A 23586-nucleotide genomic window follows, 5' to 3' on the forward strand; every position below is an offset into this window, starting at 1 on the left:
GGAAAGCTGGGTTATGCAAGAAGTCTATTTAATTATCGATATTTTATCGAATCTATGAGCAAAGTCGAAATCGGTTAATACGCCGTTAATGCAATAGACTTCTCTTGGCGGTAGCGTTCTCGATACTACCGCATAAACTAAAATATTGCTCCTATTGAACCGTTTGACAATGGGGGCATTTTTTAGCAGCCAAAGGGATCTCCATTGCACACTCAAAACATAGAGAAACTTTTTGAATTCTGAAAACATTCATGACCCCTTTGATTTGGAACTGAAATAATTGTAACACAGAAATGTTGGTGCAATGTGATTCGTTCCAATTTTCCACATCTCTATAAAAAATAGGGAAATGTTTCGAAAAATTGACCCGCTGTTTACGTTTTTCAGGAATGATAAAAAGATAATAACTCTTTATAAATTTTAGGAACCCATGATCTATCGATATTTTATTTTTTTAGCCTTTTTTTTATCGCTCACATCCTACGCCCAAGTTGATAAAGAGAAGCTCGATAAACTTAATGTCGAAGCACTCTTAGTCAAAGAATTGACAACCAGCGAAATTATCTACGATAAAGAAGCCCTCAAAGAGGTCAAACCTGCCAGCCTCACGAAGATCATGACCGCCATTTTGGCGATTGAGCAAGGGAATTTGGATCGTCCAGTAACCATCACCGCTGAGATGATAGCTGTGGAGCCGACCAAAGCGGGCTACAAAGAGGGGGAGGTCATCCGACTTGAGGATTTAATCAAAGCCGCCATGATAAAATCAGATAACGATGCGGCAATGGCTATCGCTATCGCTGTCGGCGGAGATATGAATACCTTTGTCGACATGATGAACCTCAAAGCACAACAAATCGGTATGGAGAATACCGTTTTTACCAATCCTTGCGGTTTTGACATCGGCATCCACCACTCTACCCCGCTTGATCTTCTCCATTTGGCCGAATACGCCATTCAAAATCCCCTGTTCAACGACATCACCCGCCAAAATGAACACACCTACTTTTCGCTCAATACCAACCGAAAATTTATCGCAAAGACCCACAACCATCTTTTGGGAAAATACGAATATGCGGTGGGGGTTAAAACGGGCTATACCTCCAAAGCGGGACCGTGTTTTATCGCTCGTGCGAAAAAAGACGGCAACGATTGTCTGATTGTGATGCTCAATTCCAAAGAGAACCGCTGGAGCACCGCTCAACAGATATTTGAGCAAGTTTTCGTACAACCAGAAACTGCACCGTTAGAAGATACCTTTGTTGCTCAAGGGGGAGCAGCGGCACAATCTTCTCCAAATCTGCAGCTATAGCATCCCCTATATGAACAATGAGCCTTTGAATTTTCATATCGATCCTACCCCTACCCTCCCGACACGTCAGTGCCGATTCCAAGCACGTTTTTTAGGCTATGCACTCAGTTACGGCAATTATCTGATTGCAGGGATGATATGGTGGAGAAATGATTGGTTTATGGCGATAGGAGCACTGTTATTTGGATTTATCGTCTTCGGAATCATCCGAAGCAAGCTCCGCAATGACTCCATTCCCCCCGCGCAGAGAGAAGTTCCCTATACCGATTATGCGATTGCGACGTGGTATCTCTCACGTCATCACTGTTTTAACTAAGATCGAATAGCGATCAATCACGTTCGTAAAGATGCTTGTATTCCCCTTTGTGTTTTCCGTGATCGTGATGATGATGTTCTTCACCGTCTACATAAATCACTTCTCTATCGACAGTGCGTGTTTGTGCTCTTGTTGTCTCTTTGCTTCCGACAGCCGCACCGACCGCTCCACCGACACCACCGCCGATAATCGCACCGTTTTTACCACCTGTAGCCGAACCGATCGCCGAACCAACACCCGCACCGACCATACTGCCGACAACTGCACCGCCGTCGATTTCACCGGCATTCACATTTACCGAAGCTGCCAAAACGACGGCTAAAACTAAAGTTGTTTTTGTTTTCATGGTTAATACACCCCTAAAATAATAGTTTGCTATTGTAGCACGAACATGGTCACACGTCAGTCATGGCAATGCTAACCAATATGAATATACGACATCCCCCTAAGCTCCTCTGGGCTATAATTCGCCATACGTATCGAAACTGTAGGAATAAACCCATATGGCACTTGTCGATCTTCTCAACGTCTCTAAGCACTACGAAGCTCAAAAAATTTTAGAAAATATTAACTTCCATATCGACGAAGGTGAGCGGGTCGTCATCGTCGGTAAAAACGGCAGCGGCAAATCGACCCTCATGAAAATCGTCCACGGTTCTCTCGATGCCGATGAAGGGGAGCGGATCAACCGTCAGGGAATAGAGATTAAAATGCTCTCCCAAGTCCCTGCGTTTGACCCTTCTCACAGTGTCCGTGAAGCGATCGAAGCCGGGTTAGGGGAACTACGGACGGCAAAAGTTCGTTTCGATGAGATTTCAGCCCTACTCGCCGAACAATTCGATAACGAAACCCTCTTGTTAGAGCAATCACGTCTCACTACCTTTCTCGATCACCATAACGCATGGAATCTCGATGATAAAATCGAGCGGATTATGCACCACTTTATGCTCAAAGAGTATGAGGGCAAAAAAGTGACCTTGTTGAGCGGAGGGGAACAGCGCCGTGTCGCCCTCGCTTCGTTACTCCTGCTTAAACCCGACATACTCCTCCTCGATGAGCCGACCAACCACCTCGACGTCTACATGGTGGAGTTTCTCGAAGAGCTAATCCTCAAAGAGCGTTTCACCCTCCTCTTTATTTCGCATGACCGTTATTTTATCGATCAAATCGCCACAAAAACGATCGAGGTGGAAGATTGTGCCCTGCGCGAATTTAACGGCGGATACAGCAACTATCTGGAACAAAAACAAGAACTCTTGCGGACGATGGCGCAACAGCATGAAAATCTTCTCAAGCTCCTCAAAACCGAAAACGAGTGGCTCCGCCGAGGGGTCAAAGCGCGTCTAAAGCGAAATGAGGGACGTAAACAGCGGGTATTGCAACTGCGCGAAGATGCCAAAAACAACCCTAGCAAAATCCGAAAAATGAAGCTGGAACTGGAACGCGAAGCCAAACATTTTAACCGAAACGAGGGGATCAACCGCCAAAAGATGCTCTTTGAAGTCGAAAAATTAGGGTTGAAACTTGGGGATAAAGAGTTGATTCGTGATTTCTCCACCCGTATCCTCCAAAAAGACGTAATCGCCGTCGTCGGTCCCAACGGTAGCGGTAAATCGACCCTCCTCAAAGCGCTACTCGGTCGACTCAAACCGACCAGCGGCATTATCAAAATGGGAGAACTCACCATCGGCTATTTCGATCAGCACCGTGAGATGCTCGATGACAATCTCAACCTCATCGAAACGTTCTGTCCCCACGGCGGAGACCGTGTCGATGTGATGGGACAAGATTACCACGTCTACGGCTATCTCAAAAACTTCCTCTTCCCACGTGAATTTCTCGATAAAAAGGTGGGGGTTCTCAGCGGTGGAGAGAAAAACCGTGTCGCCCTAGCCCTCCTCTTTACCAAAAAAGTGGACTGTCTCATCCTCGATGAGCCGACCAACGATCTGGATATCCCCACCATCAATATCCTTGAAGAGAAACTTCAAAACTTCCCTGGAGCGGTTATCCTCGTCAGTCATGACCGGTATTTCGTCGACAAAATCGCCAAAAAACTCTTTATCTTCAAAGGGGACGGCACCATCGAAGAGAGCTACAAGCCTTACAGCGAATATCTCGAAGATGAAAAAGAGTTCCAAGAAATAGACGCGATGGAAGCCGAGTTTTCAAAAGTCCCTACTGCTGCCATCTCGGTTCAACCGGAGAAACCCAAAGCGCTCAAACTCACGTTCAAAGAAAAAATTGCCCTTGAAAAACTGCCTCTTGAGATCGATGAGTTAGAACAACAGATAGACGAAAAGAAAAAATGCCTCGCCAATCCGCAATGTTATGAAAAAATAGGGATTACCGTACTAGCTGCTGAGCTGCAGAAACTTGAAGATGTTTATGAACAAAAAGTAGAAGAACTTCTTAGTATTGAAGAGAAACTCGAAGAGATTGAAAAGAGCTAATTGCTTCGCGCCAAAGCAGCAAAGTCGATTGCTTCACTTCTCTCTTCTGATTGTTTTTTATCCCCTTCATAGCTGCCGGTCGTAAAAACAACTTCAGCCCCTTTGTTGAGCGTACACCCTTTGATCCCGGGTTTACAGGGGACGTTCAAGAGCTTGCAAAACCCTTGATTATCATGCTGACACGTCCATCCCATGATCAAACCTTATTGGATATAATCGACAACTTTTGAGAGTGTTGTCACCTCTTTGATAACGCTCACTACCTCTTGATGCGCCGGATGCGGAACATAGACATCTAAACCGGCTTGATCCTCAAACGTAGATGTTAATACCAAATCAAAAGAGCGCTCACTGCGGCTGATGTCGATCCCAACTTCCATACTTTTGAGAGTATCGATCTTTTTAGGAAGCGCTTCAAGCATCCCTTTTACCTTTGCAAGATTTTCTTCTTTGTTTTCCTCTTTGAACTGAAACATCACGATATGCACTAACATTGTTTACCTCTCTATTAAATCTTTTAAACTTTGGCGCGGAGATTTCCCCTCCAAAATTGCATACACCTCTGCAGCAATCGGGAGGTATATCCCTCTCTCCAGTGCTATCTCATGCAGCGCATAGGCGGTTCCGATCCCCTCACTCACTTCACCGATCTCCTCGCACACCGCCTCTTTGGTTTTTCCTGCCGCTAAACCCAATCCGACTCGATAGTTACGCGACATCGATGAACTTGCTGTTAAAAAGAGGTCTCCTGCTCCGCTAAGGCCCAAAAACGTATCTTCTTTTGCACCGTAAGCTTTGCCGAATCGGTGCATTTCGACCAATCCGCGCGATATCAAACTTGCTGCCGCATTGTGTCCTAAATGAAGCCCCTCACAAATCCCCGCAGCAATCGCAATAACGTTTTTATAAGCACCCGTAATCTCGGCTCCTATGACATCCGAACTCGTATAGGTTCGGATAAAACTCGGGAAAAATGATGCGAACTCGCGTGCCGTCTCTTCCGAATCGGAGTTAATCACCAAGGCCGTCGGAAGCTTTTGCTTCACCTCTATCGCAAACGAAGGGCCCGATAAAAATGCCAGATTCTCTTTGGGAACATAATCGGCGTAGATATCGTTCAAAAACCGTCCGCTGGAGGCTTCAATCCCTTTTGCCGCAACTAAAATCTTTTGTCCGTCATAGATAAAATTTTCTTTGAGCCACTGCGCTATCTGCTGTGCCGGTACGGTGATAATGAGATAGCGGCATTGCAATACTTCGTCCAACGATTTAAAAGTGGGCCATTCACGAGGAGTGCGCGACGTAATCATCACCTCATTTTTCTCACTCATCGCGAATGCTAGCGCTTCACCCCATTTTCCCGCGCCGATGACTCCGATTGTACTCATTTGATAATCCCCATCGCTTCAGATAATGCGGCGATACTGTCATCGTATCCGACTACAACCAATACATCCTCAGGATCAATGTGATGATGATGCCCTTTGGAGGTGAAACTAAACGTTGCAGAGAGCTGATGATCAACGATTGCGAGAACCAGCAAATCAAATTCTTCGCCCCAATCAATCTCATGCAAATATTTCCCGACTAAAAAACACTCTTTTGGAACAACAAGCTGTGCGATTTTTAAAAATGATTCTTCGTACAAAATATCATGAAGCACCCCTGTTACCGTCGGTTTTTCGAGCATTTCGGTGATGATATTGGCGGTAATCTGCTGTGTTGCCATCACTTTGTTGGCTCCGGCACTCTTCATTTTCGCCGCACTTTCATGATCTCCGGCTAAAGCAATGATCGGCAATTCGTCAAAAATAGATCGAAGCGAAATGGTCAAAAATACGTTTTCTGCATCTTGATCCAATGCACAAAAAACGATTAAATCACTTGGATCAAACTTTTCCTCGATAATTTTCCAATCTTCGCTCAAATCAAATAGCATCGCCTCAAATCCAGCGACTTTGGCTGCAAGACGCTCTGATTCATTCATGACGAAAATAGCAAATGAAGGGTATTCGGGTGCAATTTGCAATGCTATTTGTTTGGCAAACTCGTTAAACCCGAAAACAATTGCACTCTGATAACTCATACGCGTTTCTTCCTTCGCATTTGTATCCTGAACTCATCGATTAATGAGCGTGTTCCAACCACAATCGCCACATCCCCTTCTTCTACGACTAGTGTATTCGAAGGATTGAAGAAAAACGATTGACTCAGCTGTTTGTATACGCCCAAAACGATCAAGCGTTTATGAAACATACTTAGTTTCGTCGTTTCAAAAAATTGCTTCGCCATCAAAGCATCCAAGACAATCTCTTCGATAAATACTCCGTTATTTTCGGAACGCAAAGCATGAATCACCTCAAATGCCACCGGTCGACCACTCACCTCTTTCGACATTAAGCCCACAAGTTCTTGGGTATAAACGACTTCGTTGATCCCCGCAAGCAATAATTTTTTTCGATTTTCATGATGAAGCAAGATTGAGAGCATTCGAACATTTTTTGATATTTCCCGTATCGTCAGTGCGGTATAGACATTGAGTACATCACTCTCTTCAAGCAGTATCGCCGCAATGACTTGAGTTTCAAAATTGATCCGAATAGTATTGTAGGAATAGAGCGATGCCGGATTATACGCTAATGCTAGAAATCCCTCTTTCTGCGCTTCGGCAACTTTATGATGATCACTTTCGATAATAATCACCTGTTTGCCATCTTTTAAGAAACGGCGTGCCACTTGTGCAGCTAAGGGACCATATCCACAGATCAGATAAAACTGATCGAATTTAGACACGTCATCGATCAACTTATCCTCTTTGATTTCATCGAGCTTTTCAGTAAACGCCGAGACCGCAATAGAGGTCGCAAACGAAATAACCGCAATCCCCACGACTATGATTACCATAGCAACCGTTCGTCCCTCGCTGGTCACCGGAACAAAATCACCGTATCCGACCGAGAAGATAGTGACAACCGACCAGTATACCGCTTCAAAAAGGGTATCAATCGGAGATTCCGGATTATTGGCCTCCATAACATATATAAGCACAGAAGAGACGGTTATGATGACAGAAGCGAAAATAGCCAGCGTCAAAAATTCGAACTTTTTCGACGCTAATATCGATATAAACTGCTGCAAACTTTTTGCGTAGCGAAACAGTTTGAAAACCCTAAACAGGATAAAAATGCGCAATAACCGTATTTCATGGAAAAACGGCATAATGGCGAGCAAATCGATGATCGCAGAAAGGGAAAATACAAATTTCAATTTAATTACGATGATTTGTCTAAGCGCCGCTAAAACATTAAACGGACGCTGTAAAAACAGATCGTGCTCGTACTGTTCAATAATCACTTTCGTATTATCGCTATACACCCAAAACCGGAGCAAATACTCAAGCAAAAAGATAACGGAAATAACATAGTTATTAAAAAAAAGCCAATCGGGTTTAACTTCGTACTTAACGTGATACACCAATATATAAACACTGATGACGATGAGCACCATCATGGCGTAGTCAAAAAACTTTTTGTAGGGGTACGTAGGATTTTCGAGAAGATTGTGAAAGAATTTTTTTAGACGTCGATAGCGAGAGGAATCATGAAGAAAAAACGCGATCCCAACAACCCATCGACCTATCATCAATACCCTTATTGTGCCAATTTGGCTTGAAGAATTTCGTTGAGCGTATTCGGATTCGCCGAACCTTTGGATGCTTTCATCGCTTGACCGACAAAAAAGCCTAAAAGTTTATCTTTCCCCGATTTGTATTCTGCGACTTTATCGGCATTGGCACTCAAAATTTCATCGATCAATGCTTCAAGCGCACCCGCATCACTCACCTGTTTGAGTCCGAGTTTTTCGATGACCTCGTCGATGTCGCCGCCGTTTTCAAGCAAATAGTCCAAAACCTCTTTTGCCGCTTTACCGCTGATGACGCTCTCTTCGATCCGTTTGACCAATGTTCCGAGCATCACCGCACTGATCGGTGAAGTCGATGGGGTCACCCCGCCGCTCAAACGACCCGCCAATTCGACAGTGAGCCATGTTACTGCATTTTTAGCGCTGATCCCCTGTGCCAACATCTCTTCGAAATAATGGGCGGTTTCAAGCTCTGCCGTGATAACAGAGGCATTATAGTCATTAATTCCGAACTCCTTAACAAAGCGCTCTTTTTTAGCATCCGGAAGTTCAGGAATCGTACAGATATCTCTATACATCGCATCATCGACGACCACTTTGAGTAAATCGGGTTCAGGAAAATAGCGATAATCGGCCGCTTCTTCTTTGCCCCTCATCGAACGAGTCTCTTGTTTCACTTGGTCGAACAATCGTGTCTCTTGAACAATCTCTTGCTCGTACGTACCGTCTTCCCACGCCTCTTTATGACGTGCTACTTCAATTTCGATCGCCCGCTGGATAAAACGGAAACTGTTGATATTTTTAATCTCGACACGGGTATAGAGTTTCTCATCCCCTTTGGGGCGGATAGAGACGTTGACATCGACACGAAATGACCCCTCTTGCATATTGGCATCAGAAATATCGATATAGCGAACGATCGAGTGAAGCTTTTTGAGATACAAAATCGCCTCTTCGGCGGAACGCATATCGGGTTCGGATACGATTTCGAGCAAAGGCGTCCCCGCACGGTTCAAGTCAACTTTAGAAATCGGGCCATCATGGATGTTTTTCCCCGCATCGGCTTCGATATGGGCGCGGTTGATACGGATGGTTTTGTTGCTTCCGTCTTCGAAATCGATGACGAGATGACCGTGCTCTACGATCGGGGTATAGAGCTGAGTGATTTGGTATGCGCTCGGGCTGTCGGGATAAAAATAGCTCTTTCGGTCAAAAAAACTGGTGCGGTTGATCGTCGCCCCTACGGCCGTTCCAAACATCCCCGCTTTACGAAGCGCTTCGCGGTTCAATACCGGCAATGCTCCCGGTAGTGCCAAACAGGTCGGGCAGGTGTTGGTGTTTTGGGTGTGGTTAAAACTGGTAGGGCATGAGCAAAAAAGTTTAGATTGGGTATTGAGCTGGACGTGAACTTCCAAACCGATAATGGTTTCAAACATAATGATTTATTCCTTTAAGATCTAAATATTCATTTTAAAATTCTCAAAAACTTTGTTTTTGAAGCTTTAGGGGATTGCAAAGGACTTTAGTCCTTGCCACTAAAACGGATGCATTCGTTTTAGTGTGTAAAATATCTAATTGATGCAAAGCCGTAGGCTCCACACTCCTCAACCGCTTTGATCTGCTCCTCGGTCGTAATTCCGCCGAGCGCAAAAATAGGTATCTCTATTTTAGCCACAATTTCTTTTAAATCCTCTAAACCCTTGGGTTCGCCCTTGTTTGGAGACTGATATATCGGGCTGTAAGTGATCGCATCCGCTCCGAGTGTTTGTGCATTCAATGCTTCTTTATGAGAATGGGTACTGATGATGACATAAAGTCTTCGCATTTTTGCCTCAGCAATCTCGGCAAACTGCGATGATGTCAGATGCACCCCATCCGCACCCAGTTGATCTGCCAGAGCATAATCGCCGTGAAGCAAAATTCGAGGGATTTTATACTCCCGTGAGATCGTTACAAATGTTTGTGCAAGGGTTCGATAATCGGAGGTATGTTTGTCTCTAAAAAGGGCAAAATCGGGGAGTGCATGAGAATAGATGACATCCAACGCCGATTCCAGGTGATCGGCGGTGCTGCCATAGTAGGAGGGATCGGTGATAAGGTAATGTTTTAATGTCATTTTAAATTCGGTCATATTAGTTTCAACTAAAGCATTTTATCTGTTTGAATATCTATTGAATGATGAAAATCTAATTTATGTGTTAAAAAAACTTGCTTGCTTGCAAATTCAAATGTTCGATAGTTAATATCTTCAACTATTTTTTTTGTAGCATAAATCATTTTAGTAAGATCATACTCTTCAAATATACGCCAATTGGGTTTCCCATTAGAAACTATAACTCCCACTTATTCGCACTAAAAATACCCAAAATCACAATCTGATTATGCAGTTGATTTATCCGATACACAACGACATATCCCTCATATACTAACTCTCGTACCTCTTTGTCATCCAATTTTGATGATTGTCGATGACGGTATGGCATTATGGGGATTTTTTGGATAGAGCTTTTGAGTTTTGAAATAAAAAGGTCGGCTTGGATTATACTGTCATCAGCAATATAGAGATAGATTATAAAAAGTTCGTCATTGAATCGGGAAGAATACTCAATATCCATTTTTAAATTGCTTTACCCGATCTTCAAATGTCTCCCAGAACTGATTGTGAGGGATTAAAGCTTCTTTACCCTCATCGATAGCAGAAATTCTGTTTTTTATCTCTTGTGCTATTTTATCGTCTTTGAGACGCACTTGATCTTTTGGAAGTGACTCCAAAATCGTTAAAAATTTTGATAGAAAAGTCTCGTTGACTTCAAGCATTAACGTTTGCATTTTCCATCCTCCTTCATTTTGCACATTATATCAAAAAAAGAAACAGCAGAAATGAAGTTGGCAAAATGCCAAAAAATTGGCTTATGCTTGGGGGGAGTTATCGATAGGAGTATTGACGGATTCCCGAATCTCTTCGAGAAGTTCATTTTGCTTTTTCAGCATATCATTTCGATCACGTGCCATCGACATCGTCTCTAATACCAACAACAAAAAGATGGCCAAAAAGATAAAGAGGAAAGTGAACATAATCGCCGGAACGATACCGAGGAAAACAAAAGATTGGAAAGTGACCCAAGCCCCTACAATAACAAAAGCCCAAGAGACGCCTCCGAGGAAGCTTAACAGTGCGTCAAACGTACTTCGCTTCATCATCAAAGGGTCTTAGTGATCGTCGTGAAGAAGAACCGCACCACCAAGGTAAACATAGGTGAGCATCATGAAAATAAACGCTTGCAAGAATGCCATGAACGTCAACAACGCAAACGGGATCATCGGAAGCAACCATGGAGCCAACATCAACAATACCATCAAGAACATGTCGTCCCCTTTGACGTTACCGAACAATCGGAAGCTCAAAGAGATGATACGTGAAATGTGTGACACGATTTCGATCGGGAACATCAACCATGCCAACCACCATACCGGTCCCATGAAATGTTTGAAGTAACTAATCAAACCGTTGCGGCGGATACCTTCGAAGTTATAGTACGTGAATACAACCAATGCCAATGCAAGGGTAAAATCCAAGAACGCACTCGGTGCTTCAAAACCAGGGATAACCCCGATAACGTTTGCAACACCGACAAAAAGACCGATGGTCGCAACAAGAGGAAGATAACGGCGAGCTTCCGCTTTACCCATTACGTCTGCACCCATTGCAAGTACACCGTTAAGATACGCTTCCATAACGTTTTGCGCTCCGCTTGGAACAAGACGGAGATTTGACGTTGCCATTTTCGCGATAACCAACACGATTGCCGCTGTAAGCAACATGTGCGTCAAGAAAATGAACGAATGTTCGTGGCTGATGAGGCCGAAGAAGGTAAACAACTCACCCATAAGTAGTGTTCCTTTGCATGAAAAATTAGCCGAATTCTATCCCAAGAGAGATTAAATTCCTATAAACTCAGATGAACGAGTTCACGACGTGCGTTTAAAATATCATCACTAATCGCTTTTTTGAGCAGTTCAAGCGATTCGAATTTCTGATTTTTGCGTAAAAATTTGACAAAACAGATCGTCGCTTTCTCACAGCTTTGGATACTCTCACCCAAAATATGGCTTTCAATCGCATAGCTGCCATCCGTACTCACCCGATGCCCGATAAAAACAACAGAGGGGTGAAAATGCTCTTCACCGTCAATACGGGTTAAAGCGGCATATACCCCTTCATAGGGGAGCAAGTAGCCGTTGCACTCCAAATTAATCGTCGGCACAAGATCGGTCTTCCCAATCCCCTGCCCCTTGATCACCGACCCTTTGATACAATAATTATGTCCCAAGAAACGGTTTGCACCGCTCAAATCGCCGATTTGGATTTTGGAGCGGATTTTATGGGAGTGAACCGAATCGTTCTCAATGCACACCTCATCGATCACTTCGACATCGCCGGAAAATAATTCACCGAGATTGGCATGGGAATAGCGGCGGTTTTTACCGAAATGAAAATCGTACCCTATGACAATCTTTTTGAGATGCGGGAAGCGCTCTTGCAGCATACGGACAAACTCTTCCCCCTCCAGATGGCGAATATCCTCCAACGAGTAATAGACAATCGGATAATGGGTGTAGTGTTCGCGTTCACGTCCGGGGGTGAGATTGGCATATCCCGTCTCAATCACAACGATCGCCCCGTTCTCCCCCAACGCATTAAAAAGTTGCTGATGCCCGATATGCATCCCGTCAAACCCGCCGATGGCGAGCGCATCAACCTTTGATAAAGCCATAACAAATCTCCTGATTTCCCTCTTTACCGGCGATATGGGCAACCTCTTTGGCGATCAGTTTCCATCCCAAAAGGGCACACGCATCTTCAAATCGGATCATCGCTTTTTGAATCGCTTTGTTATCTTTGACCACCCCGTTTTTATCCCGTTTGATTTCGCGTCCTACCTGAAATTGCGGTTTGAACAACAAAACGATGTAGCCAGATGAGAGTCGATCGATCGGTTCGAGGATGAGTTCAAGCGGGATAAACGCCACATCGCACGTCACTATATCAAACGCCGATTCGGCACTAAACTCGCGAATGTCGGTATTTTCATAGACGCTGACCCGCGAATCGCTGCGTAAACTCGGATGGAGCTGATCACTTCCGACATCGACGCAGGTTACATGAGCGACATTGTTTTCCAATAATACTTGTGTGAACCCGCCCGTCGATGAGCCGATATCCAAAGCATTCAATCCATTCAGATCCCAATCCGTATGAGGGAGAAACCCTTTGAGCTTGATAGCGGCACGGCTGACGTACATCTGGGTATCGTCGAGTTCGACAGCCATCCCCTCGACCACATCGAACGAAACTTTGTCGATGATTTTGCCGTCCACACTCACTGCATGCTCTTTGATCAACTGCTGTGCTTTGTTTCGGCTCTCTACAAGCCCTATTTCTACTAAATAACTATCCAATCTCATCGTATTCCATTAACTTTATAATACGTTATCCTGACATAATTTTGTTTAGGATACCATTGCGCATCAGTTTTTAGTGCAAAGGTTTTAATGCAGTCAGTTCATGTGGTTATCATCGGAGGAGGCTACGGCGGCATCCGCGCGATGGAAAATCTCGCCAAAAAAGATCAAATTACGATCACCCTCATCGATCAAAATCCGTACCACTATACACAAGCGGAAGTATACGATTTTATCGCCAACAAAGTCGACATGTCGAATGTCATGATCGATTTGCCCTCATTGTGCAACAGTTTCCGTCATGTCACATTTGTGTGCGAAGAGGTTAACGGGATCAACCCTGAAACGCAAAGCATCTCCACCGCCACCCGACAGATCCCTTACGATCAGCTCATTATCGCTACGGGAAGCCGAACCTATTTTCCACCCTTTATCCAAGGGCTGCGCGAATATACTCATGGAGTCAAAAGTGTCCCCAGCGCGCTCGATTTCAAACAGAAGTTTGAACGCTCGCTCCTCAATCGGATCGAAGCACAAAGTCAAGGGTGCGAAGTCAAACCGTTTAACATCGTTATCGGCGGAGCGGGTCTCTCGGGGGTAGAGATTGCTGCAGAGATGGCGGCGTATGCAAACCATTTTTATAAAAACGGCAATTTCGGATGCAGAGGGGTCGACGTCTATCTCATCGATGCGTACGAAAGCATCCTCTTTGGGATGGATCCGTTTTTGATCCAAAGTTCGCACGAGCGGTTGGTGCAGTTAGGGGTTCATGTTTGGCACAACAACCGTATCAGCGAAGTACGCGAAAATCAGATCCTATTAGATAACAATAAAACTCTCGATTTTGAATTTATGATTTTTACGGGTGGGATTACCGCTTCGACGCTGACGCAATTTCTTGGATTTGAGACTAACCCGAAAGGGCATTTGATCGTCGATCACTATCTCAATATCCCAAATCATCCGAACATCTACGCGATCGGCGATATTACCAATGCCGTTGATGAAGAGGGGAAATTTATCCCGCCGACCGCCCAGCTGGCTGAACGTGGAGCCGAACACGCGGTTCGCAATATTTTTCGTTCATTGCAGGGAAAAGAGAAACAGCCGTTTCGGTTCAAAAACCAAGGGGTGATGATCGCTTTGGGCGGTGAATACGGTGCGGGGCTACTCCCCGGAGGGATCAAGATTAAAGGCTACCTCGCCTATTTAATCAAAAAGGCTATTTTTTATTTTTACAGCAGCCCTCTGCGCCGTCGGAGCACTATCGGAAAGCGGCGCTGATTCTGAGGCTTCGCACATTGCTCTAAACTCACTCTCGGTTAAAAGTCTCACCCCTAGCTCAACAGCCTTATCGTATTTGCTCCCCGCATCTTCGCCGTACACGACGTAATCGGTTTTTTTCGAGACCGACGAGGCAACCTTCGCCCCCAACGATTCGAGAATTGCTTTGATCTGATCGCGCGGTACCGACATCGATCCAGTGATAACGACGCTTTTGCCTTTGAACGGGTTCTCTATGGCTTCCACTTTGACAGGGGCGATTGGCTGGAGAATGTTTCTGAGATGATCAATCTTCGCTTGATTCACGCGGACAAATTCGAGGATCGATTCGACCATCTCTCCTCCGAACCCTTCCAACGCCAAAATCTCCTCGCGGCTCGCCCTATCAAACGCGATTCCAAAAGCACCGCACAGCGTTTTGGAGGCCACCTCGCCGATATGCTCAATCCCCAATGCGTTGATGAAACGCCAACAGTCGCACCCTTTGGTCGCCGCAATCGCACTTAGGAGGTTACGGCTCTTTTTCTCTTTGAATCCCTCTAAACTCAGAAGCTGCTCCATCGTCAGACTAAAAAGATCACTCACCTCATGGACCAATCCCGCGCTGTGGAGCGCTTCGACGATCTTATCCCCCAAGCCGTCGATATTAAGACACTGTTTGGAAGCAAAATAGATGATGGAGTTGACCACGCGCGCTTCACACCCCATGTTTTGGCATTTGATGAGCGCCCCCTCATCAAGAAGCTCACTTCCGCATACGGGGCACTGCGTAGGACGGGGAATTGCCTGCTCGTTCCCCGTACGCTCGCTCGCGATCACCTTGACGATTTTAGGGATGACGTCTCCGCTTCGGAGTATGATGACTTTATCGCCGATGCGGATGTCTTTTCGCTCAATCTCATCAAAATTATGGAGCGTCGAGCGCTCGACAACCACCCCTTCGATATCGACAGGTTCGACAATAGCGACGGGAGTCACGACACCGCTACGCCCCACCTGCAAGATCACATCACGCAATGTGGTAAGTTTCTCGATTGCGGGGAATTTGTATGCTGCCGCCCAACGGGGATTTTTGACGGTGTAGCCCAGTTCGTCCTGCACCGCGATGGAGTCGACTTTGATTACCATACCGTCCAATAGCATCGCAAAATTATCCCGCTCGATGCGCATTTTATGGTAAAAAGTCTCGATTTGCTCCGCACTTTCACACAGATGGGTCATGTGAGGATTGCGAAATCCCAGAGCATACACCCACTCCATCCGCTCGGAGAGGTTTTTGATTTCTAAGGCATTAAAACCGATACCGTAGGGCATAAAGACCAAACGGCGCGATGCGGTAATGCGGGTATCGAGCTGACGGAGGCTTCCCGCCGCGGCGTTGCGCGGATTAGCAAAAAGACTTTCACCAGCCCTGAGCCGTTCTTCGTTAATCTTTTCAAAATCTTCTTTGAAGATGACCACCTCGCCCCGTATCTCGATCCGCCCCGCATAATCGATAGTGAGAGGGATGGATTGAATCGTTTTGGCGTTTTGGGTGACATCCTCCCCCTCGACTCCGTCGCCGCGCGTGATTGCCTGAACCAACGCGCCGTTATCGTAAATCAAATTCAGACTCGCCCCGTCAAACTTCGGCTCACAATAAAAACGGATATCGCCATAGACTTTGGTGATGCGGTTGACCCACGTCTCCAATTCGTCGCGGTTGAAAAGATCTTCCAAGCTCCACATACGGCTTAGATGCTGTGCTTTGTCAAATTTGTCCTGCGGCACATCCCCTACCCGCTGTGTCGGAGAATCGATAATGATCTCATCCGGATGTTCGCCCTCGTATGCCACCACCTGATGATAGAGAATATCATACTCCTCGTCTGTTGTGATCGGATCATCGAGGACATAATAGTGATAAGAGTATTTTTTTAGCAACGCTACGGCGTGTTTATAATCGGCTGGGGTCATTCTCGGTCTTTTTTATACTAAATTATTTTCAATCAACTTCCAAAATTGCTGCGGTTGTTTGATTAGCATTTTAACTTCTTCTTGCTGAGTCAACGAGAGTTCTCTGGCAATCGTATCGCGAATCTCTTTTGCCGATGCATTTCCGTTTTCAACCGCCTTGTTCAATAATACATAGGCGATAACACTGTTTTTGAGAACACCGTCACCGAATGCGAACATGATCCCCAAATTCGCTTGTCCGATCGGATGATTTTGCTGTGCCGCCTGAAAGAACAATGACAACGCCTTTTTGAGATCTTTTTTCTCTTCGTATATTTCGCCTAAGCGGACTTGTGCATCGGGGTAATTTTGCATTGCGGCTTTTTGAAACAGCTCCATGCTTTTGGGGTTGTTTTGAATGACACACTCCCCCGCCAAATACATATTGCCCAGCGCCGTCAATGCCGGAGGGTAATCGTGTTCGGATGATTTTTGATACAGTCGCAGCGCTTCGTGTTTGTCTTGATCGACTCCGATGCCGTTATAAAACATCACTCCGAGATTGTACTGGGCATCCGCGCTTCCCTGCCCTGCGGCATGATGATACCAATACAACGCTTGCTCCAAATTCGCTTCGACCCCTATCCCTTTTTCGAGCATCCACGCAAACGCGCTTTGAGCGATAGGATCTCCTTGTATGGCCGCTTTTTCATACCATTTCGCGGCTTTCTCATAATTGACTTTGGTCCCCTCGCCGTTTTCATACATTTGAGCCAAATTGGTTTGTGCGGGAGCGTAGCCTTGTTCTGCCGATTGGGTGTACCAATACAGGGCTTTGGCGCAATCTTGTTTGGTATAACTACCGTCTTGATACATCGCTCCCAGTTTGTTTTGGAGAACGGGATCGCCCGCTTCGGCATCTTTGAGCAGTTGTCTAAACTTGATAGCATGCATAATGGGGTTAATGACTTTGTCTAACACACTACCCTCTTGCTTGTTAGTTTTTGAGTCTCTTTTGTCATTTTATCGTGAAAAAACCTAAATCAAAGTTTGATAAAATCTCCTATCATCAATTTAAAAAACTCTCAATATCTGCTTCGATCAAAACCTTGCATAAAAAGATTAGATTCATTTGCTGTGTGTCATTTGATCTACCATCCATATAATACGCGATTATCCTATCGTACACAAGAAGAAAAAAATGCCCCCATCTATCAAAACGCTCAGCGATCTCGCACCGTTCGCCGATTATTCACTCATACGTTCTCTGACCCCTGATCCAAAAGCGACATCCGACGGAGTCGACCATGACCCCAGAGAGGTTTTTAGCGGTCACTATGTCCCCATCAATCCAACACCAATTCAAAATCCCCACTACATAGCACATAGCCGGACATTTTTCAAAGAGCTCGGATTTGATGAGAGTTTGGCACACTCCGAGGAATTCATGCGAATGTTTACCGGAGATCTCTCTGATGTGCCTGCACCCATGAAAAGAACAGGATGGGCGAGTGGATACGCACTCTCCATCTATGGAACCGAATACTACTCACAATGTCCATTCCAGAGCGGAAACGGGTATGGTGATGGACGTGCCGTCTCGATTTTCGAGGGGATATTAAATGGCAAACGATGGGAGATGCAGCTCAAAGGCGGCGGCAGAACGCCCTATTGCCGAGGAGCAGACGGGCGCGCCGTATTGCGTTCAAGCATACGCGAATTTTTAGCACAAGAGCACATGCATACACTGGGGATACCGACATCGCGTTCACTCAGCCTTTTTGCCTCCGGCACCGAGGCGGTCAGACGCCCGTGGTTCAATGAAAACTCCTACTCCAGAGATCCCGAAGTGATGATTGAAGAGAGCGTCGCCATAACGACACGGGTTGCACCTTCGTTTCTTCGGGTTGGTCAAATCGAACTTTTTGGACGCCGTGCACGCAAATGTGAACACCCAAATGCTTTAGCCGAACTCGAACAAATTGTCTTGCATCTTATCGAGCGTGAATACCAAGATACCATAGATTCGAAACTCCCTCTCACAGAAAAAATCCTCCTCCTCGCCATCACTTTTCGAGATCGGCTCACATCTTTGGTCGCCAATTGGGTTCGCGTTGGATTTTGCCAAGGCAATTTCAACAGTGACAACTGTGCCGCAGGGGGGTTTACTCTCGATTACGGTCCGTTTGGATTTATTGATATGTTCGATCCCAGATACCAGCCATGGACAGGCGGAGGTGCGCACTTCTCGTTTTTTAATCAGCCCATCGCGGCCGAACAAAACTTCATGATGTTTTGCAATGCACTATCACCGTTGCTCAAATCCGATTCCGATGCCTCTGCACAACTTGATGCTATTCTCGAGGGTTTTTCGGGTATGATGCAAGAAAAATGGAAAGCGATGTGGGCATCCAAGCTCGGACTTGATCTCTTTGATGCGGCACTCTTCAATGATCTGATCCCTCTGCTGATCGACAGTTCGCTCGACTACACGATTTTCTTTCGTGAACTCTCCGGTATACCGGAAGATATCACCCCTCTGATGAAGAGTTTTTACAATGAAAGTCTTGTTGATCAAAAGAGACTCGAAGAGTGGAAGGGATGGCATCAACGATGGCTCTCGCTCATCGATATCTCATCCGCCGAATCCCGCATCGCCCTCTCTAAGCGAATGAAACGCACCAATCCAAAATACACCCTTCGGGAGTGGTTTTTGGTGAGTGCCTACCGGCAAGCTGAGATGGGGGAGTATACTCTGATACATGAGCTTCAAGCGATTATGTGTGACCCTTACGCGGAACAATCACCGGAGATTGAGGAAAAATATTACCGCAAAAAACCGATCGAATATTTCAGAAGAGCCGGTATCTCTCACATCAGTTGTTCATCATAAAGGCAACCTCTACAGTCTCACCACTTTCGCCCCAAATCCCCCCATGTGGGCAGGCGCATCGGCGAAGCTCTTGACGCTCGGATGCTCTTTTAAAAACTCTTTGACGGCATAGGAGAGTTTCCCCGTCCCGATCCCGTGATAGATCAATACCTCATCAAACCCTTGAAGTAGCGCATCGGAGAGAAATTTGTCCATTCGCTCGCACGCTTCTTCCCCTCGTAATCCGTGAAGATCGAGTTTTAGACCGCTCTTTTGCTCTACCTGCGACGTGACGGTGACTTTGGGCTTTTTCGGGAGATTCCCGCTGGGTTTGATATCGGTGAGTTTGACCCGTAAACGCATCCCCTCTACCTCAATCATCGCATCTTTCGCCCCGACACTCACCACTGTTCCGCGCTGAGTGCGGTATTTGACCGCCTGCCCCACTTCGTACTTGATCGGTTCGGGTTCTGCGATCTTGATTGGCTCTGGCTTCGGCAGTTTCGCTTGCGCCTTGTTGAGCTGTCGGTGGATCGCCGCCATATCATGCCCCCGCGCCGCCTCTTTGGCTTCACGGATCGCTTCGTCATACCCCGCACGGAGTTTCGCTTTTTCCTTATCGAGTTCATGACGCAACTCTTCACGCGCCTCTTTAAGTGTCACTTCCTGTGCTTTCAGCGCTTCGAGACGCTCATCTACCTCACGGTTTTTCCGCTTCAGCTCTCGCTCCAGTTCGCTTCCCCGCTCGATGAGGACGCTAAGGCGCTCGTGATTTTCCCCATAAAGCGATTTGGCACGGGTGATGATAGCGGGATTGATCCCATAACGTGCCGCCGTCTCGAATGCGTAGCTCTTGCCAATCACTCCTTGCAAAAACTCATAGGTCGGAACGCGCCGCTCTTCGTCGTACAGTGCCGCCATCAGCTCCACATCGTCGCGATCTGCCATCAGAGCGGCGAGACGTTTGTGGTGGGTGGTGATGATGATCTTTTGACCCCGTTTGATCAGCTCATCGAGAACGATAGCAAAGAGTGCCGCCGCCTCGTCGCTATCGGTTCCCAGTTCGATCTCATCGACCCCAACAAGGGCGCTTTTGTGTTCAAAAAGATGGCTAAACTGCACCATCCGCCCCGCAAAGGTGGAGATGTCGTTACTGACACTTTGAGGATCGTCGATGACCGCCTCGATCCGCTTAAAACTCCCGATCCGCGATTTGTGGGGGTTGATCTTCATCGGGATGAGATATTTCGCCATCAAGCTCGCTGAAAGGATCGATTTGAGGAGCATCGTTTTACCCCCCGCATTCACCCCCGTAATCATCAGGAGGTTAGAGCGGAAATCGACGCTGATCGGTTTGGGTTTGTGGATGGCGGGATGGGAGAACTCTTCGAGGATCACATCGGCATTGTTTTGGGGCTTGAGGATCGTAAAATCGCTCGCTCTGGCAAATAATACGCGCGCTTGATAATGATCATAGCGGTCAAACTCGCGATCAATAAACCCGATAAACGGGACAAGATTGGAGAGCTTGGCACTGAACCGTTTTGCATACTCATACAGCTTTGTCTCCCGTTCCTGCATCACGTAGCGTAGTTGCTCTTTGGAACGCAATACCGCATCGGGGGCGACGTAGAAGAACCCTGCCCCCGTACGTCCGACGACGGAGCCTTTAAGGACATGGTTAAACCCGCCGCGCACCAAGAGGCACTCTTCGTCGTCGATGTAGTGAATCTGGGTATCAACGAGATAGGGGGTCAGTTTTTGAGTATGAAAGAGGCGCTTGATCGCATCGTTGATCTCATGTTTGATCGCTTTAATCCGCTGTGCGATTTTATAGAGCTCCTCATCTTTCGATTCGACAAAGTTCCCCTCATGATCGAAATACTCATCGATCTCGCCGAAGGGTTCGGGAATGATGATCGTCTCCATCCACTCACCGATGAGACCCGTATAGGCTTGGTTGCGCATGAGTCTGAAATAGCGAACCACTTTGAGCAGCTCGAAAATCTCTTCGAAGCGCAATACCCCCTGTTTTTTGAGGTGATTGATGATCATCTCAAAACCTACACTTTTGGGCGGTGCTTTGAATTCCAACGCATCGAGAGCCTGTATGTAGCGATAATGACGCTCTTGATCTCCCTGCATTGCAATGTTTTGGTGACGGGAAAAAAAGTGTTCCAGTGCGTGGATATGGGGGATGAGATCGAGTTTACCGAAAAGCTCGGCAAGGTTAGCAGAGAGTGAACTCATCGACGTTGCAATCTCACTTGGTTCCGCGAAGCTGATAGGTCAAATCGCCCGCTCCGAATCCGACGATAAGATCGCGGTCGTATGTTTTGAGGACAGTATCGCCGCTGAGGGTTTCAATCGTATCGCCGGCACGGTGAAGTTTGTCGCACACGGTGAGATTGTAGTGTCCAAAACGTCCCTCGAAATCGATCTCACGCGGCTCTTCGCTCGCCGCCCAAACCGGGAGGATAACGAGTTCGTCACACCCCTCAAAACACGCCACGAACGCATCGAGATTGTCAATCGTGCGGGAATATTTGTGAGGCTGCCAAATCGCTACGATACGCTCGAACCCTTTGAGTGCGGCATAGGTTTTGAGCGATTCCATCGTGGCTTTGATCTCGGTCGGATGGTGGGCGTAATCGTCAATGATCACGCGATCTGAGCCTTTGAAAATGACATCGAAACGTTTTTTGATCCCTTTGAAATGAAGCAGATTCGCACGGATCGCCGCAACACTCATCGTCTGAGCCGCCGCCAAAATTGCGAGTGAGGCATCCATCGCGATGTGTTCACCGAATCCCCATACTTCAAATTCCCCCATATTTTTGAGGGTAAAACGGGTGTAAGGCTCATCATCGAGGAGAATGTAGGTGATGTTGGAGATATCTTTGCTCGGATAAAGGCGAATCGCATCGCACGTCAGCGTCGCCATAAACGGATCTTCGGCATTGATCACCCGAACCGGTGCCATCTCGACGAAACGGCGATAGGCGTTGTGGAACTCATCGAGATTGTAGTGGTAGTACTCCATGTGTTCCGGCTCGGCATTGGTGACGATTGAGCAATACGGATTGGAGTTGAGAAAACTTCCATCCGATTCATCGGCTTCGAAAAGCATGACATCGGTACTCCCATCATAACGGACGTTGGAGCCAAAATCTTTGGACTCCGCACCGATGATCGCACTTCCGCTCATAATCGAAGCGAGGATCGCTGTTGTCGTACTCTTGCCGTGTGCACCACAGACGGCATAGACTTTTTTCTCTTTGAGGATACGAAGCAGCGCATCGCGGCGATGAAGTACTTCGATCCCTCTGCGCTTCGCTTCCACGACTTCGACATTAGACTCGCGGATGATTGCCGAGTGGATAACCAAATCACACCCCTCAGGGATATTGGATGCATCATGGCCGATTGAGACTTTGATTCCGCGATCGATCAGACGCTGAGTGATATGAGTCGCTTTCATATCCGATCCGCTCACCTCATGTCCACTGAAACGGGTGTATTTTGCCAAACCTGAGATGCCGATCCCGCCGATACCGATAAAGTGGATTTTCATATTTTTCTCCCTATTCTCTATAATTTTTTAATTTCGTTGTTATCAATATCAAGTTGTTGACAAATAGATTCCATCAAACCAATCGCAAAATCCAAAATGACTTTTATCTCTTCTTTTGGAGGAAGTCTTTTGTGGGGCGAAGGATATCTTTGCTTTGTGTGATAGGTTGTGGCAATCGCCAAAAATTCAATCTCATCCTCATTTAAATCTAAGCCTATTTCAGAAAACTCATACAACTCAATCAAATTATGGGTTTTAACGATGGGTACATTTTTATAAGCTAAATATGATTTAAAGGTTTTCTCGATGCTTTGATGGAGAATATAACTAATGGTATCAGTGTAATGCCCTGCTTCGAACAATATTTTTGCAGAATCTAAATCATGATACGATTTTTCAAGCCATTCTATTGCGTGGGATTTATTAGCCATATAGAACCTTACCTTTTGACAAAATATCATGTTTGTAAAAAGGATCTTCACGAGTTGCTAAAAATTGATTACTTGCCGATAAAACATCAAAGCCTATCGAATATTTTTTCATTAAATCTCTCAATTTCACCAAGGCTTTTGCTTCAATATTGGTTTCTTCGCCATCTTTGACTAGAAAAAGGTCGATATCACTGTTTTCGGTCGGTGTACCGTACGCAAACGAGCCAAAAAGGATAATTTTATCAGGATTGAGCGATTTCAGACGTTCAACGATAAGCGGTTTTAATTCTGCAATATTAATCAT

At 46.1% G+C, this 23586-nt stretch carries 25 protein-coding genes; 5 read left to right on the forward strand and 20 right to left on the reverse strand.

Translation table 11 applies throughout. The features are described from left to right. Positions 1-430 precede the first annotated feature (430 nt). Positions 431-1312: a serine hydrolase gene (locus JHC35_RS02305; protein WP_295041772.1), complete on the forward strand. Its 882-nt coding sequence runs from the start codon at positions 431-433 to the stop codon at positions 1310-1312. A gap of 25 nt (positions 1313-1337) precedes the next feature. Then, positions 1338-1628, forward strand: a complete 291-nt coding sequence (locus JHC35_RS02310) for a hypothetical protein (protein WP_295041773.1) — start codon at positions 1338-1340, stop codon at positions 1626-1628. A 13-nt stretch (positions 1629-1641) separates the two neighbouring features. Here JHC35_RS02310 and JHC35_RS02315 read toward each other — a convergent pair whose 3' ends face one another. Further along, positions 1642-1974, reverse strand: a complete 333-nt coding sequence (locus JHC35_RS02315) for a glycine zipper domain-containing protein (RefSeq protein ID WP_295041774.1) — start codon at positions 1972-1974, stop codon at positions 1642-1644. Between the two features lie 157 nt (positions 1975-2131). On the opposite strand from JHC35_RS02315, the gene abc-f reads away from it, so the two are divergent. Continuing rightward, positions 2132-4081 (forward strand): ribosomal protection-like ABC-F family protein, encoded by a 1950-nt coding sequence (abc-f, locus tag JHC35_RS02320; RefSeq protein ID WP_295041775.1) that lies wholly within the window; start codon positions 2132-2134, stop codon positions 4079-4081. Here the strand turns inward: abc-f and JHC35_RS02325 are convergent. From JHC35_RS02325 to JHC35_RS02385, 13 genes are all read right to left on the reverse strand, one after another. Beyond that, complete coding sequence (locus JHC35_RS02325) at positions 4078-4275, reverse strand: hypothetical protein (RefSeq protein WP_295041776.1); 198 nt, start codon at positions 4273-4275, stop codon at positions 4078-4080. The genes abc-f and JHC35_RS02325 overlap by 4 nt on opposite strands. 9 nt (positions 4276-4284) lie before the next feature. After that, positions 4285-4575 (reverse strand): Dabb family protein, encoded by a 291-nt coding sequence (locus JHC35_RS02330; protein WP_295041777.1) that lies wholly within the window; start codon positions 4573-4575, stop codon positions 4285-4287. A 3-nt stretch (positions 4576-4578) separates the two neighbouring features. Continuing rightward, positions 4579-5469, reverse strand: coding sequence for an NAD(P)H-dependent glycerol-3-phosphate dehydrogenase (locus JHC35_RS02335; RefSeq protein ID WP_295041778.1), 891 nt, complete (start codon positions 5467-5469; stop codon positions 4579-4581). After that, positions 5466-6167 (reverse strand): NAD-binding protein, encoded by a 702-nt coding sequence (locus JHC35_RS02340; protein WP_295041779.1) that lies wholly within the window; start codon positions 6165-6167, stop codon positions 5466-5468. The genes JHC35_RS02335 and JHC35_RS02340 overlap by 4 nt, the downstream gene beginning before the upstream one ends. After that, on the reverse strand, positions 6164-7723 hold the full coding sequence (locus tag JHC35_RS02345; RefSeq protein WP_295041780.1) for an ion transporter: 1560 nt from the start codon (positions 7721-7723) through the stop codon (positions 6164-6166). The genes JHC35_RS02340 and JHC35_RS02345 overlap by 4 nt, the downstream gene beginning before the upstream one ends. An 8-nt stretch (positions 7724-7731) precedes the next feature. Beyond that, the gene (gene gatB / locus JHC35_RS02350; protein WP_295041781.1) at positions 7732-9159 is read right to left on the reverse strand and encodes an Asp-tRNA(Asn)/Glu-tRNA(Gln) amidotransferase subunit GatB; all 1428 of its coding nucleotides are present in this window, start codon (positions 9157-9159) and stop codon (positions 7732-7734) included. 119 nt (positions 9160-9278) lie between these two features. Further along, on the reverse strand, positions 9279-9854 hold the full coding sequence (locus tag JHC35_RS02355) for a thiamine phosphate synthase (protein WP_295041782.1): 576 nt from the start codon (positions 9852-9854) through the stop codon (positions 9279-9281). 199 nt (positions 9855-10053) lie between these two features. Further along, positions 10054-10338: a type II toxin-antitoxin system RelE/ParE family toxin gene (locus JHC35_RS02360; RefSeq protein WP_295041783.1), complete on the reverse strand. Its 285-nt coding sequence runs from the start codon at positions 10336-10338 to the stop codon at positions 10054-10056. Then, a complete protein-coding gene (locus JHC35_RS02365) occupies positions 10328-10552 on the reverse strand; it encodes a hypothetical protein (protein ID WP_295041784.1) in 225 nt (74 codons plus the stop codon). Before JHC35_RS02365 ends, JHC35_RS02360 begins: the two co-directional genes overlap by 11 nt. Before the next feature lie 81 nt (positions 10553-10633). Then, the gene (locus JHC35_RS02370) at positions 10634-10924 is read right to left on the reverse strand and encodes a hypothetical protein (RefSeq protein ID WP_295041785.1); all 291 of its coding nucleotides are present in this window, start codon (positions 10922-10924) and stop codon (positions 10634-10636) included. 9 nt (positions 10925-10933) lie between these two features. Further along, positions 10934-11611: a F0F1 ATP synthase subunit A gene (locus JHC35_RS02375; protein ID WP_295041786.1), complete on the reverse strand. Its 678-nt coding sequence runs from the start codon at positions 11609-11611 to the stop codon at positions 10934-10936. A 59-nt stretch (positions 11612-11670) separates the two neighbouring features. Then, positions 11671-12498, reverse strand: a complete 828-nt coding sequence (locus tag JHC35_RS02380) for a bifunctional riboflavin kinase/FAD synthetase (RefSeq protein ID WP_295041787.1) — start codon at positions 12496-12498, stop codon at positions 11671-11673. Next, positions 12479-13189: a TlyA family RNA methyltransferase gene (locus JHC35_RS02385; RefSeq protein WP_295041788.1), complete on the reverse strand. Its 711-nt coding sequence runs from the start codon at positions 13187-13189 to the stop codon at positions 12479-12481. The genes JHC35_RS02380 and JHC35_RS02385 overlap by 20 nt, the downstream gene beginning before the upstream one ends. Positions 13190-13276: 87 nt before the next feature. On the opposite strand from JHC35_RS02385, the gene JHC35_RS02390 reads away from it, so the two are divergent. Then, positions 13277-14470, forward strand: a complete 1194-nt coding sequence (locus JHC35_RS02390; protein ID WP_295041789.1) for an FAD-dependent oxidoreductase — start codon at positions 13277-13279, stop codon at positions 14468-14470. On the opposite strand, the gene ligA is transcribed toward JHC35_RS02390, so the two are convergent. Continuing rightward, positions 14396-16426: an NAD-dependent DNA ligase LigA gene (ligA, locus tag JHC35_RS02395; RefSeq protein WP_295041790.1), complete on the reverse strand. Its 2031-nt coding sequence runs from the start codon at positions 16424-16426 to the stop codon at positions 14396-14398. The two genes, JHC35_RS02390 and ligA, sit on opposite strands and share 75 nt — an antisense overlap. Positions 16427-16438: 12 nt before the next feature. Next, on the reverse strand, positions 16439-17359 hold the full coding sequence (locus JHC35_RS02400; protein WP_295041791.1) for an SEL1-like repeat protein: 921 nt from the start codon (positions 17357-17359) through the stop codon (positions 16439-16441). A 247-nt stretch (positions 17360-17606) separates the two neighbouring features. On the opposite strand from JHC35_RS02400, the gene JHC35_RS02405 reads away from it, so the two are divergent. After that, complete coding sequence (locus JHC35_RS02405; protein ID WP_295041792.1) at positions 17607-19298, forward strand: protein adenylyltransferase SelO family protein; 1692 nt, start codon at positions 17607-17609, stop codon at positions 19296-19298. A 9-nt stretch (positions 19299-19307) separates the two neighbouring features. Here the strand turns inward: JHC35_RS02405 and JHC35_RS02410 are convergent, their stop codons facing one another. The 4 genes from JHC35_RS02410 to JHC35_RS02425 form a co-directional block, all read right to left on the reverse strand. Further along, the gene (locus JHC35_RS02410; protein ID WP_295041793.1) at positions 19308-21527 is read right to left on the reverse strand and encodes an endonuclease MutS2; all 2220 of its coding nucleotides are present in this window, start codon (positions 21525-21527) and stop codon (positions 19308-19310) included. Positions 21528-21540: 13 nt separating this feature from the next. Continuing rightward, on the reverse strand, positions 21541-22851 hold the full coding sequence (gene murC, locus JHC35_RS02415; RefSeq protein WP_295041794.1) for a UDP-N-acetylmuramate--L-alanine ligase: 1311 nt from the start codon (positions 22849-22851) through the stop codon (positions 21541-21543). Positions 22852-22868: 17 nt separating this feature from the next. Then, positions 22869-23282: a HEPN domain-containing protein gene (locus JHC35_RS02420; protein WP_295041795.1), complete on the reverse strand. Its 414-nt coding sequence runs from the start codon at positions 23280-23282 to the stop codon at positions 22869-22871. Continuing rightward, positions 23275-23586 (reverse strand): nucleotidyltransferase domain-containing protein (locus JHC35_RS02425; RefSeq protein ID WP_295041796.1); only part of this gene is annotated, 312 nt, incomplete at its 5' end. The genes JHC35_RS02425 and JHC35_RS02420, both read right to left, overlap by 8 nt.

It is taken from the genome of Sulfuricurvum sp., assembly GCF_022759005.1.
GTDB lineage: Bacteria > Campylobacterota > Campylobacteria > Campylobacterales > Sulfurimonadaceae > Sulfuricurvum.